Genomic DNA, 12,860 nt, shown 5'->3' with positions numbered 1-12,860 from the left:
TTAAAATGCTAAAATCCGCGCCGATTTAGAGTAAATTTTAAAAGGGCAAATTTTAAACGTGAATATATTTGACAAAAAGACGATGTATAAAATTCATACCTATATTTCGCTGATATTTTGCATTCCTTTAGTTGTCACTTGTTTTACCGGTTCGGTTTTGGTTTATAAAGATGAGATAAATAATTTATTAATGCCTGGCGTCATATATGTCGCAAAAAATAGCGACGAAAACGAGCAAAAAAGTAGATTAAAATTTGACGAACTAAGAGAAAAAATAGAAAAAGAGTATCCGCATCACGAGATCGTAGGCTGGAATATCGACGCAGATCCCCAAAAAACGGACAAAATTTGGCTGTTAAAGCACGGAGTGGGCGAAAAAGAGTGGGCGTGCGTGTATCTGGACGCTTTTAGCGGAGAGATAAAAAGCGACCTCGTGCCGCATGATAGCGGATTTATCGGCGTTATAACCGAGCTTCACGAAAATTTGCTTCTTGAAAAAAGCGGTCAAATTTTGCTTGGGCTAACGGCGATTTTTGCTTTTATTATTTCGATCAGCGGCTTTATCGTTTACCGAAATTTTTGGACGAATTTACTGCGCCTTCGGTTTGCGAGAATGGCGGTTTTTATGAGCGATTCGCACAAATTTATCGGCGTTTTTTCTACGCCCGTTATCTTTGCAGTCGCGCTTAGCGGGCCTGGTGGGAGCTTAGGTTTATGTTTATGCCGCCTTTTGATAATTCTAAATTCGTAATCGGTCCGCAAATTTACGATAAAAATATCTCTATCGACGCTCTCGTGCAAAGAGCGCCCTCGGATATGCCCGGATTTGAGACGCACTACGTTAGTTTTCCGTTTTATGATGGCGCAAATATCACGCTCTACGGGCAAAAACCGAGTCAAGGTTTCCTTCATAGCCAGTACTCAAGCACCGTTTCTTACGATAAAAACAGCGCAAATTTAATCGATGTAAAAGATATCGAGCTAGCAAGCAAAACGGATAAATTTTTATCGACGTTTAGGCGAGCTCACTACGGCGATTATAACGCCGCGACTAAATTTTTCTGGTTTTTATGCGGCTTGGCACCGTTAGCGCTTAGCGTTTCGGGCATTTATTTATGGATAAAAAGATCAAATTTTAAAAGGAGAAAAAGATGAGAAATAAAATTTTGCTTTCGGTTGCGGCTATAAATTTGCTCGCGTCCGTTCAAATTTTAGCTGCTCAAAACGGCGAGAACGCAGCCGGCAAAGAGACGCTTGATGCCGTGGAGGTAACGAGCGAGCAAAGGCGCGACGACGTAAAATACAATGCTAAAGAGCTTGTAAAAAGCACCACAAGGCTAGACCTCACCTCGCGCCAAACGCCCCAGTCGCTAACCGTCATCACCGAGGCTAGACTAAAGGATCAAAACATCAACGACTATCAGGTGCTTTTGAGAAATATCCCGGGCGTCACGCTTAGCAAGTGGGACGAGCGCGTATATCCTACAGCAAGAGGCTTTAAGATAGATTATTATTTGCTTGATTCGATGCCAAGCTTTGGCGGATTTAGCCTAGGCGCAAACGATATGAGCTTGCTACCATATGAACGCGTCGAAGTCGTAAAGGGCGCAAACGGCCTGCTAGCGGGTGCAGGCAATCCGGCGGCTAGTTTAAATTTTATCCGAAAAAGAGCAAATTCTAAAGAATTTACGGGAAATTTCAAACTAAGCGCGGGCTCGTACGATAGATACGGCGTATCGGGCGACGTGCAAACACCCGTGACTGCTGACGGCAGCGTGCGGGCTAGAGCGTCGTTTATGCATGAAAAGTCGCATTCGTATATGGACTACTATAACCGTAAAAACACCGCTATCTACGGCGTTGTTGATGCGGATATCATGGATAGCTCGTGGCTAAGCCTAGGCGCTTTTTATCAGGAGCTAAAGCGCCACGGCATACGCTGGGGAGGAATGCCGGCATTTTACAAAAACGACGCTAGGCGCGAGTTTAGCAAAAATGAAATTTTCTCTCAGCCTTGGACTAGGTGGGATATCAAGACTTTTGACGTTTATGCCGATTTTAGGCACTATTTTGAAAACGAAGCCAGCCTAAATCTCTCCTACTCCTTCCGCCGCGCAAATACGGACTCAAATCTACTCTACTACGGCGGCAAGGTAAATTTAGACGGTACGGGCGATGTTAGCGGACTTAGCGTCTATGCAAACAAACGCGAAGAAAATATCCATAACATAGACGCCTACGTAAACGTGCCGTACGAAGCGTTTGACTTGTCTCACGAGGCTGTTTTCGGCGCTATGTATAACAACTATAAAAAAAGCTCCGATAGCGTCAGTAGCTACTGGAATAGCCGCACGACTCCGGCGGGCTTAGCCTATGCGGCGCGTACTAGGATAGACTTTAAAAACCTGCACCTAGACGATCCAAATCTACCTTACGCCGATCAAAACAACGCCGATAAGACGGTGCAAAAGGCCGTATATTTGGCTAATAAATTTTCAATCACGGACGAGCTGAAGTTTTTGCTGGGAGCTAGGATGAGCTACTATAAGTACCGCATAACAGGCGGCAACGGCAATAGAAACTTTACGCAAGAAATCACTCCGTATCTAGGCATCACGTATGATATCGGCGAAAATCACACTCTTTATGCTAGCTACACGAGTATCTTTAAACCTCAAACCGTAAAGGATATAGAAGGCAAATATCTAGATCCGATCCAAGGCAAGGACTATGAGCTGGGCATAAAGGGCGATTATTTTGACGGAGCGCTTTCGGCCTCTTTTGGCGTATTTAAGGTCGTGCAAGATAAACTAGGCGCAAAAACCGGACAAAAGATCCCAGGCACTACGACCGACGCGTATGAAGCTAAAAAAGGCGTAACGAGTAAGGGCTTTGAAGTGGACGTAAACGGCGAGATAAATCAAAATTTAAGCCTAGGTCTTGGGCTTACTCACTTTAACGCCAATGACGCAGACGGTAAGAAATTTGACACCGAAAGCTCGCGCACTACGGCAAATCTGTTTGCTAAATACACTATAGCGGACTTTAGAGCGGGTGCGGGAGTGCAGTATAAAAGTAAAATTTACGTCGGTAGCGGCGCAAATGAAATCACGCAAAAGGCCTACACGCTGGCAAATTTGATGTTTGGTTACAAGATAAGTAAAAATTTCGACATCCAGCTAAATATCGACAACGTATTTAATAAAAAATACTTCGAGGGCATCGGAAACAACAGGATGGTTTACGGCGATCCGCGAACGTTTAATCTAGGTTTTACGTATAGTTTTTAAGCCCTTTAGATTTTTTGCCACGTAGCTTGGTTTGCTAATGCGGTTATCCAGATTATAAATTCGGCGCTTTTTGTCGGTATTAAACCCATAAATTTACGAGTTATGATAGGCGCCGAATTTAGATATAAAACTATGGGTAAATTCGCCTTAATACGCTAAAAATGTCCTTTTAACGAGCGATAAATTTGTTACAAATTTGGCTCCGTTTGGTTACTGCCAAGGATTTTAAAGTTTATTTTAAGCGTTATTTTGGCGAGCGTAAGGTAAGATTAAGGCAAAATTTTCTTAAGGCTAAATTTTGAAACGCGCTTTTTTTCAAGCTATCTCGCACATTGCCGTTTTTGCGCTGGTTGCGGCGTTTGCTAGTGGTTGCGCCGCGCCGAAAAAGGCAACCCCAGCACCGCCAAAGCCCGTTGCGCAGTCTGAAATAAAAAACATCTGCGACGGCAAAACCCCAAAAGAGTGCAACGATACGGGCGTAAAATTTGAAAACAGTAAAGACTACGAGCGTGCAAAACTCTGCTATCAAAAAGCCTGCGACGATAACGAGGGTATCGCCTGTTCAAATCTAGGTTCGCTGCACCAAAAGCTAAAAAGCAAAGAGGAGAGCGAGATCTTGACGATATTTGCAAAGTCCTGCACGCTCGGCAACAAATACGGTTGCTACAATGCGGCTAACTTCTACCGCCTCGGACGCGGTACGGAGCATGATTTTGCCGCAGCGCGCAAGCTTTATGAGAAGTCGTGCCTAAAACTAAATCATGCTCAAAGCTGTTCAAATCTCGGCGGTATGTATCAGTTTTCGCTAGGCGTCAAAACCGCCGATTCTAAAACCGCAAAAAAATTTTACGAAATGGGTTGCGAGATGGGCGATGAGATAGGATGCAGGAACCTTTCGCTTATTGGAGACGAGTAAAATTTATTTACACTTTCTTGATTTTACCGCCAAATTTGACGATTCTACAACTATCCTAATCAAAATTTGACTGAGAGTGTTTGTGATTTGAGCCAAATTTGCCAGTTTGGAGAAAAGTACCGCCGCTTTTATGACGCAAAATCTAAATTTAAGACTTCCACCTAAGCGTAAAGGTTGTTTCTTTGCCAGGTTCGCTTTCGCAGGCTACGGATATGGCGTTGTTTTCGCAGGCTCTTTTGACTAAATTTAGCCCGATGCCAAAGCCGCCTTGGTCTTTATTAAACCGTGTGTATCGCTCGAAAATTTTATCTTGTTGCTCTTTGCTTAGCCCCTCGCCGCTATTTGAGATTTTTAGCTCGCCGTCTTGCAAACTAACCACGACGTAGCCGCCTTGGTTTGCGTATTTTACGGCGTTGCTTAGTAGGTTATCCACCGCACGTTTTAGCTCATAGCCATTTGCATTTATGAGAGCGTCTTTTAAATTTAGCCTTAAATCAAGCCCTCGTTTAGCAAAAAACGGAGCAAAAAATTCGAGTCGCTCGTTTAAAATATCTCTAAAATTTAGCTCCTCTTTTGGTGCGGAGCTTGAGGCGCCAAAGGATAAATACGTAAGGTCCTCATAGGTACGGCTTAGCGTTTTGGCAGCGGTTTGGATGTTATTTAGGCGTTTTAGATTTCTCTGGCTTAGGCTACTTTTATCTGCCGTTTCGATGCTCATAAGTATGACGCTAAGGGGCGCGTTTATCTCGTGAGTAGAGTCTTTTATAAAGCGATTTAGCGCGGCGATCTTGGCGTGTAGCGGCGCTAGCGCGGTCTTTGCTAGATAAAAGGCGATTATCATGATAACGCCTAAAACGATAAGCAAATTTAGCGCCGTACGCAGCCGTAGCAAATTTAGCTCGCTTGTGACGTCCTTACTGCTTAGCGCGATTTTTGCCGTCGATAGCTCGTCCGCGCCGCCTTCGTCCATGTTTTGTAGCGCCTCAAATATCGCTATCTTGCCGTCTGCCGCGACCGCGCTGCTTTGGGCTGCGTCAAATTTAGCGCAGCCCGCCTCGCCGTATAAAATTTGACCGCTTTTAGCTACGATGCAGGCTTTGACGTCTTTTTCGGCGGTAAAGCTTTTTACTGCGCCAAGCCCGTACATGCGCGCTTTCATGTAGATACCCATCTTGATCTCTTTTAGGTTTTTTACCTCGTTTGAGACGAGGGCTTCTTTTTTCATTTTATAGTCGTTCGTAAAAAAATACCCCAAAAATAGGGTGCTAGTGATGAGATAAAGCGAGAGGATTTTAGCTATAACGGCGGAGCGCTCAGACATAGATATAGCCGTCGCCGCGCCTATTTATGATCGCGTCCTTGCCTAAAATGCGGCGTAAGTTTTTAACGTAAACCCGTAGGCTCAGCTCGCTGGGTTCCTCGTCGTAGTTCCAAATTTTATCAAATATCGTCTCCTTGCTCAGCAGTGCGTTTTTATTTTCCAAAAATAACGCCAAAAGCTCGCTTTCTTTGTTTGAGAGGTTTACGATTTGCCCGTTTTGCCGGAGCGTTTTGGAGCTTGGATAAAATTTATATCCGTCGTTAAGCTCGATAAATTCGTCATTTACGTGAGAAAATTTGCGCTTGATTAAAATTTGAATACGAAGCAAAAGCTCTTTTAGCTCGTACGGCTTTTTAAGGTAGTCGTCGCAGCCGCTTTTGTAGCCGATCTCTAGGTCTTGCAGCGCGTTTAGCGAGGTGGTAAAGATCGCAGGCGTGTCGTCGCCAAGCCGCCTAAGTTCGCGCAAAAGGGAGAAACCGTCGCCTTTAGGTAGCTTGACGTCGAGGATGAGGATATCAAAATTTCGCTCGTAGGCGGTATCTAGAGCTGCTTTAGCATCGGCGCGAACGGTCACGTCGTAGCCTTGTTCGCTCAGATACTCGCTGATGAGTTCGCTTAGCGTCTCATCGTCCTCTACGAGCAAAATTTGCGTCATTACATCTTATCCTTTTTCATATCCTTCATGTCATCTTTCTTTTTACTCATATCGTCTTTCATCTCTTTCATGTCGCCCTTCATTTCGTCCTTTTTTATCATCATATCGTCTTTTTTCTCCATCATGGCGTCCTTCTTTTCCATCATGGTATCTTTTTTCTCCATCATATCGCCTTTCATCTCGGCGGCAAAGATAGAACCTGTAACAAACAACGCGCTAAGCGCAACTAAAGCTAACTTTTTCATAGCATCTCCTTTAAGAAAATTTATGATGGAAGTTTAGCCAAGAAACGTGAAACGAGCGTGAAATTTAAGCCATCAAACTAAAAACGTATGATAAAAGCGGCAGGCTAATAAAGCTAAACGCCACTCCCACGGCCACGGCGGCGACTGCTAGCTGGCTATCAAGCTCTGCCTTCATGATCATCGCGCTTGCTAGCACCATCGGCGGCATGGCGCACTGCAGGATGCCTATCATCCAAATTTGACCGAAATTTACGCTAAAAACTATCGTGACTAATATAAAAATAAAAGGCGCTAGCAACATCTTGCCTGCGATTACCACTGCAGTTGATTTATAGCAGCTCTTGATACTGCGAAATCCAAGTCCGATGCCGATCGCAAAAAGAGCTACCGGAACGACGCTTTGCGCAAAAAGCGTAAGTGCGTCAAATAGCACCTTTGGAAGCGGAACGCCGCGAAGCAAAAAGCCTAAGATGAGCGCGACGAAAGGAGGAAATTTGACTACTTTCATCACGTTTTGCACGAGCGAAACCTTTGCCGGAGCGCCGAAAGCCAGGATAAAAGGCCCAAAAATGCTAATCGGGATCGAGGTGGCTAACTGATCGTAAAAGATAACTTCGTTCATCGCGTCCTCGCCGAAAAAGCCTTTGATGATAGGCATACCCATAAATACGGTATTTCCGAACATCCCAAGCAGTACGGCGCTCACGGTCGTGGCTTTGTTAAATTTTAAAAATCTGCACGCCAAAAATATCGCCGCAGCGCCCAGCATCGAACAAGCAAAGCCCGTGGCGATGACGTTGATAAGCGTAGTGTCGATGTTTACGTGGTAAATTTTGTCGAAAATCAGCGCCGGAAGCGCGAAGCAAAGCGCGTAGTTTATGAATACGGAGGCGTTTTTTTGCTCGAAGACTTTAAATTTTTTCGCCCCGTAGCCCGAAGCGATAATGATAAAAATGGATAATAATTGCGTAAACATTTGCATAATCCGAGTTATAAATTTTAAAAAACCGATTATACGGCGGCTCGCATTAAAGAAAAATAAAATTTAATTGAATTACTTAACATCGCCTTAACGCATTTTTGTATATAATCTCGCGTTAAATTTAAAAAAGCGAGAAATAATGAAAAAACTTATCAAATTTATCGCAGTTTTAGCCGTGCTGGCAGGGGTTGGTTACTATTTTTACGATAAAAATTTTAACGTCCCGCAAGGCGATCAGTTTATCACCTCAAAAGCCGTTCGCGGCGAACTCGTAAAAAGTATCGAAAGCAACGGCGAGATCTACGCTACCGAGCTAATCGACGTGGGCGCACAGGTCGGCGGTCAGATCAAAAAACTATACGTCAAACTTGGCGACGTCGTAAAGGCGGGCGATATGATCGCTGAAATCGACTCGGCGACCCAGCAAAATAACGTAGATACCAAAAAAGCCCAGCTTGGAATTTACGAAGCGAAGTTAAATTCAGCCAAAGTCGCGCTTGAGATTTCAAAGACCAAATTTAAGCGCGAGCAAGAGCTTTTCGCCAAAAATGCAACCTCGAAAGAGGAGTTTGAAAACGCTAAAAATACCCTAGCCGCAAACGAAGCTTCGCTAAAAGAGATCGAGGCGCAAATCGTGCAGGCTAAAATCTCTCTAAACACCGCTCAGATAGATCTTGGCTACACTAAAATCACCGCTCCAAAAGGCGGCGTCGTGGTCTCCGTGCAAGTCGAGGAGGGGCAAACCGTAAACTCAAACCAAACCACGCCAACCATCGTAAATATCGCCGATCTAAGCAAAGTTCAGCTAAAAATGGAGATCGCTGAGGGCGACATCACGAAGATAAAAGTAGGCTCAAGGGTCGAGTACTCGATACTCTCCGAGCCGAATCGTAAATTTCACGCGCGTATTAGCTCGATAGACCCGGGCCTAACCACGCTAAGCAACGGCAAATACACCACTACCACAAGCTCCGGCTCGACCGCCTCAAGCTCGAGTAGTTCGGCGATTTACTACTACGCCAAGGCTATCGTGGATAATGCCGATGGCACGCTAAGGATCGGTATGACCACGCAAAATACCATCATCCTAGATAGCGCTAAAGACGCCGTCATAGTGCCCTCAATAGCGGTCAAAAATGAAGAGGGCAAAAGCGTAGTCTACGTGCTAAAAAGAGACAAAAACGGGCTAGAAACAGCGGAGCGAAGAGAGGTGCAAACGGGACTAATCGATAGCCTAAAAACTCAAATTTTAAGCGGAGTAGAGGAGGGCGAGGAGGTCGTAACGAAGCAAAATTCGGCGGCTGAAATCAGCGAAATGCTCGAAAAAGAAAAAAGAAGAATGAAGTTCTAAGGCGACGTCTTGAAAAATTTGATAGAACTTAAAAATTTAAGCAAGAAATTTAAACTCGGCGATAACGTATTTGACGCGCTAAAGGACGTAAATTTAACCATAAAAAAGGGCGAGTTTATCGCTATCATCGGTCAAAGCGGCTCGGGAAAATCTACGCTCATGAACATCCTTGGCTGCCTAGACAACCCAAGCGGCGGGCAGTATCTGCTAGAAGAGCGCGACATATCTAAATTTGAAGGCGACGAGCTAGCGCGTCTGCGCAGAGAAAAATTCGGCTTTATATTTCAGCGCTATAACCTTCTATCTACTCTAACTACGCTGCAAAACGTGGCTTTGCCTAGCGTGTATGCGGGTGTTTCTAAAAAAGAGCGCGAGAAAAAGGCCGGCGAGCTTTTAGAAGGTTTGGGGCTTGGCAAAAAGCTGCAAAATTTGCCTAGCAAACTTAGCGGCGGGCAGCAACAGCGAGTCTCGATCGCTAGAGCGCTCATAAACGGCGGCGAGATCATCCTAGCAGACGAGCCTACTGGCGCGCTAGATAGCAAAAGCGGCCTCATGGTGATGGAAATTTTAACGAATTTGCACAAACAAGGTCACACTATCATCATCGTCACGCACGACCCAAATATAGCCGCATACGCAAACCGCGTCATCGAGATAAAAGACGGTAAAATTTTGAGCGATACGGTAAAAAGCGAGGAAATTTTCGCATCCGAAAAACCGTCGCCGAAGCAAAAAAATATCTTTAGCTTTTATAAAGATCAGTTTATCGAGAGCTTTAAAATGTCGATAAACGCGATACTTAGCCACAAACTTCGCTCGGCGCTAACGATGCTTGGCATCATCATCGGCATCACTTCGGTTATCTGCGTCGTAGCGCTTGGGCAGGGCTCGCAAGAGCAGATCCTCTCGGATATCCGCGGTATCGGAACGAACACGATCGATATCCTAAACGGCAAGGGTTTTGGCGATATGCGCTCGGAGCGGGTGAAAAATTTGACCGTTAGCGACGCGGCAATGCTATCTAAGCAAGACTATCTAGATAGCGTCACGCCAAACGCCTCTGCTAGCGGCACGCTCACCTACGGTAACAAATCAGCCTCGGCTACGATTAGGGGCGGCAGCGAGGAGAGCCTAAACGTCATGGGCTACAAGGTCGAGGCCGGGCGGGTATTTACCGCCCAAGAGGTCGCAGAGTCGGCGTCTGTAATCGTGATAGATCAGCCAACTAGAGAGCAGTTTTTCGCAGACGAAGATCCGTTAGGCAAGACCGTGCTTTTTAACAAACGCCCCTTTAAAATCATCGGCGTAGTGGCAAAAAACGACAATATGTTCGCAGACTCCAGCACTCTGCGCACGTTTTCTACATATACCGCGGTTATAAACAAACTAACGGGCGATAGGCATCTATCATCTATCACGGTTAAGGTAAAAGATAACGTAAACGCGCAAATCGCCGAGCAGAGTTTAACTGAAATTTTAACCGCAAAGCACGGCAAAAAAGACTTTTTCACCAGAAACTCCGACACGATCAAAAAAACGATCGAGGAGACTACTAGAACCATGACGCTACTGATCTCTTGTATCGCTTTTATCTCGCTGCTAGTGGGCGGTATCGGCGTGATGAACATCATGCTAGTCTCCGTAACCGAGCGCACCAAGGAAATCGGCATCAGGATGGCGATCGGCGCGCGTCAAGGAAATATCCTCGAGCAGTTTTTGATCGAGGCGGTGCTACTGTGTCTCATCGGCGGACTAATCGGCGTCGGGACAGCATTTGGCATCGGCTATCTAGCGGAAAATTTCGCGCCCGGCGTCAAGATGATATTTTCGCAGACTTCTATCGTGGTAGCGCTTGTGGTTTCTAGCGCGATAGGCGTGATATTTGGCTACATGCCGGCTCGCAGCGCCTCAAAACTAAATCCGATCGACGCTCTAACAAGGGAATAAAATGAAAAAAATCTCCATAATCCTAGCCGCCTTTTTGCTCGGCGGCTGCGCTGTAACGCAGATAAACGAAAACTACGAGCAAATTTTGTTAAAAGAGGACGCAAGCGCCGATATAAAAATAAACCGCGAGTGGTGGACGGGCTACGGCGAAGCGCGCCTAAACGAGCTAATCGGCCTTGCGCTAAAAAATAATATCGATCTGGCAAAATCAGCCATCGCGGTAAATAAAGCCCTAGCTCAAGCAGGCGTCTTGCAGGCTGATCTCGTGCCTAGCTTTAACGCAAATTTGGGCGCGGAAACGGGTAAAAATATAAAAACGGGCGGTAGCTGGAGCGAGAGCTATAAAAGCGGCATCTCGCTAAGCTACGAGATCGATCTGTGGCGCAAGCTCGCAAACTCCGCAGACTCCGCCATGTGGGAGGCAAATGCGACTAAATACGACCTAGAGGCCGCCAGAATCGCGCTCATTAACTCCGTCGCGGACGCGTATTTTGAAGCAAAATATCAAAAAGAGAGCATAAATCTATACGAAAAGACGCTAAAAAACTACGAAGAGCTAGAAGCTATCGTAAAGGCTAAATTTGAGCTCGGCAAAGAAGAAGAGCTAAGCCTAAAGCAAATAAAAAGCTCGGTAATCTCGGCTAAAAATAGAATTTTAAACGCGAGCAAGAGTCTTGACGAGGCGGAAAAAACGCTAAGAAATCTGCTAAACGTTAGGCCCGAGTTTGATTTAAATTTGAGCGGAAATTTTAGCGATATCCAGCCGCAGGGCGTAAATTTAAACGTGCCGATTTACGTTATCGGTGCGCGTCCTGATTTGCAAGCCGCGATTTCGCGTATCAAAGAGGCGCTTTTAGGGGTTAAGGTTAGCGAAAAAAACTTCTATCCAAGCATCACGGTAGGCGCAGGGCTTAGCGGTAGCGGAGATAGCGTGAGCGAGGGGCTTAAGCTAAATTTCTTAAGCGGAAATATCGCGATAAATTTGCCGTTTTTAAACTACTCTAAGCTTAAATCAAAGCTAAAAATCTCCGAGCTAGAGTTTGAGACGATGAAGCTAAACTACGCGCAGACGCTAACTACCGCGCTAAACGAGATCGACGCTGGCTATAAAAACCTGCAAAAAGATGAAGCGGTTTTGCGAAATTTAAACGAAAATTTGCGAAATCTAAGCTCTATCAGCGACATATATAAACTCAAATACGACTACGGCAAAACCGAGCTAAAAAACTATCTGGAGGCGCAAAATTCGCTGCTTGAAGGCTGGACCAGCCTACTTGCGCAAAAATATAAAATTTTGCAAGACGAAATCGGTATCTATAAAGCGGCGGCGGGAAAAGCGGAGTAAATTTGATTATGTCTTGCGCCTGATTTGCGGTTTTGGCTTGGAGTGCGTTAAATTTGCGGCGAATTTGACGGCTAGTTAAATTTAGCTAGCCGTCAAATGACCTTGCAAATTTACTCGCGCCGTTTGCCTAGAAAATAAAATAGCCCCGCTAGCGTCGCAAAAAGTGCAAGCATAGATCCAGCGACGATCGCCGTGCCGTTTTGAAAGCCGTTTAAAAACATCCCGTTCGTATTCATCCCGAAAAATCCCGTGATAAAATTTAGCGGCAAAAATAGCGCCGAAAGTAGCGTCAGGATATAGATGTTTCGGTTGATTTTGTCGTTTTTTAGGCTCTGTATATGCGCGTAGATATCGTCTATCCTAGCGGCGTTTTCGCAGGCTGCATTTTTTAGCACGCCGGCTTCGTAGACGTAGTTTTTGAGCTGTTTTTTAAGCCCCGGTCTTTCGTTTTGACAGATCGCCAGAGCCTCGTAAAAGTGCGAAATTTTGTTTTGAAATTTGCGTATTTCGTATTTTAAGACCGCGTGCTTTTTGATAAATTTAGTAAAATCCCTCTTGCCCGCGTAGATTTTCTCGTAGCTTTCAAGCTGGGCGGAGTGCTCGGCGATCTTGGCGCGAAACTCGCTCGTTATCTTTTTTACTACGCGGATAAACTCATCCGCGCCGCTCTGGTTGCCGTCCTGTGCATAAATTTTGTCATCTTTAAAGATAAATTTATAGTTTTGTTCGCTACCGTCCGTGACGAGATAGACGTACTCGCACTCCTCGTCGTAAAAGTACCCCGAGATATCGCGCTCGCTCACGGTTT

The 12,860-nt window shown here is 45.3% G+C and carries 12 protein-coding genes; 7 read left to right on the top strand and 5 right to left on the bottom strand.

Annotation, left to right across the window (positions count from 1 at the left end; translation table 11 throughout):
- The first annotated feature begins 58 nt into the window (after positions 1–58).
- The 4 genes from EE116_RS12810 to EE116_RS08185 all read left to right on the top strand — a co-directional run bounded on the left by EE116_RS12810 (position 59) and on the right by EE116_RS08185 (position 4,206).
- A complete protein-coding gene (locus EE116_RS12810) occupies positions 59–751 on the top strand; it encodes a PepSY-associated TM helix domain-containing protein (protein ID WP_241091668.1) in 693 nt (230 codons plus the stop codon).
- On the top strand, positions 721–1,155 hold the full coding sequence (locus EE116_RS12805; RefSeq protein ID WP_241091667.1) for a PepSY-associated TM helix domain-containing protein: 435 nt from the start codon (positions 721–723) through the stop codon (positions 1,153–1,155). The genes EE116_RS12810 and EE116_RS12805 overlap by 31 nt, the downstream gene beginning before the upstream one ends.
- Positions 1,152–3,290, top strand: coding sequence for a TonB-dependent siderophore receptor (locus EE116_RS08190; protein ID WP_122873993.1), 2,139 nt, complete (start codon positions 1,152–1,154; stop codon positions 3,288–3,290). The genes EE116_RS12805 and EE116_RS08190 overlap by 4 nt, the downstream gene beginning before the upstream one ends.
- 298 nt (positions 3,291–3,588) lie before the next feature.
- Positions 3,589–4,206 (top strand): tetratricopeptide repeat protein, encoded by a 618-nt coding sequence (locus tag EE116_RS08185; protein ID WP_122873992.1) that lies wholly within the window; start codon positions 3,589–3,591, stop codon positions 4,204–4,206.
- 148 nt (positions 4,207–4,354) lie between these two features.
- Here the strand turns inward: EE116_RS08185 and EE116_RS08180 are convergent, their stop codons facing one another.
- From EE116_RS08180 to EE116_RS08165, 4 genes are all read right to left on the bottom strand, one after another.
- The gene (locus EE116_RS08180; RefSeq protein WP_122873991.1) at positions 4,355–5,527 is read right to left on the bottom strand and encodes a sensor histidine kinase; all 1,173 of its coding nucleotides are present in this window, start codon (positions 5,525–5,527) and stop codon (positions 4,355–4,357) included.
- Positions 5,520–6,182 (bottom strand): response regulator transcription factor, encoded by a 663-nt coding sequence (locus tag EE116_RS08175; protein ID WP_122873990.1) that lies wholly within the window; start codon positions 6,180–6,182, stop codon positions 5,520–5,522. Before EE116_RS08175 ends, EE116_RS08180 begins: the two co-directional genes overlap by 8 nt.
- Positions 6,182–6,427, bottom strand: a complete 246-nt coding sequence (locus EE116_RS08170; RefSeq protein ID WP_122873989.1) for a hypothetical protein — start codon at positions 6,425–6,427, stop codon at positions 6,182–6,184. Before EE116_RS08170 ends, EE116_RS08175 begins: the two co-directional genes overlap by 1 nt.
- 64 nt (positions 6,428–6,491) lie before the next feature.
- Entirely contained in the window at positions 6,492–7,403 is a 912-nt protein-coding gene (locus tag EE116_RS08165; protein WP_122871381.1) for an AEC family transporter, read from the bottom strand.
- 145 nt (positions 7,404–7,548) lie between these two features.
- Here EE116_RS08165 and EE116_RS08160 point away from each other — a divergent pair, with 145 nt between their 5' ends.
- From EE116_RS08160 to EE116_RS08150, 3 genes are read left to right on the top strand one after another with little or no spacing between them, the layout of a single operon-like run.
- Positions 7,549–8,760 carry an efflux RND transporter periplasmic adaptor subunit gene (locus EE116_RS08160; protein ID WP_122873988.1) on the top strand — a complete coding sequence of 404 codons (1,212 nt, stop codon included), beginning with the start codon at positions 7,549–7,551 and terminating at the stop codon, positions 8,758–8,760.
- 18 nt (positions 8,761–8,778) lie between these two features.
- A complete protein-coding gene (locus EE116_RS08155; protein ID WP_163028062.1) occupies positions 8,779–10,707 on the top strand; it encodes a MacB family efflux pump subunit in 1,929 nt (642 codons plus the stop codon).
- Position 10,708: 1 nt separating this feature from the next.
- Positions 10,709–12,052, top strand: coding sequence for a TolC family protein (locus tag EE116_RS08150; RefSeq protein WP_122873986.1), 1,344 nt, complete (start codon positions 10,709–10,711; stop codon positions 12,050–12,052).
- A 110-nt stretch (positions 12,053–12,162) separates the two neighbouring features.
- Here the strand turns inward: EE116_RS08150 and EE116_RS08145 are convergent, their stop codons facing one another.
- Entirely contained in the window at positions 12,163–12,855 is a 693-nt protein-coding gene (locus EE116_RS08145) for a CorA family divalent cation transporter (protein ID WP_122873985.1), read from the bottom strand.
- Positions 12,856–12,860: the final 5 nt, after the last annotated feature.

This window comes from Campylobacter showae (genome assembly GCF_900573985.1).
Classification (GTDB): Bacteria; Campylobacterota; Campylobacteria; order Campylobacterales; family Campylobacteraceae; genus Campylobacter_A; species Campylobacter_A showae_E.
Note: the sequence above shows the minus strand (reverse complement) of the source record. Positions and strands in the feature narration are given on the sequence as shown.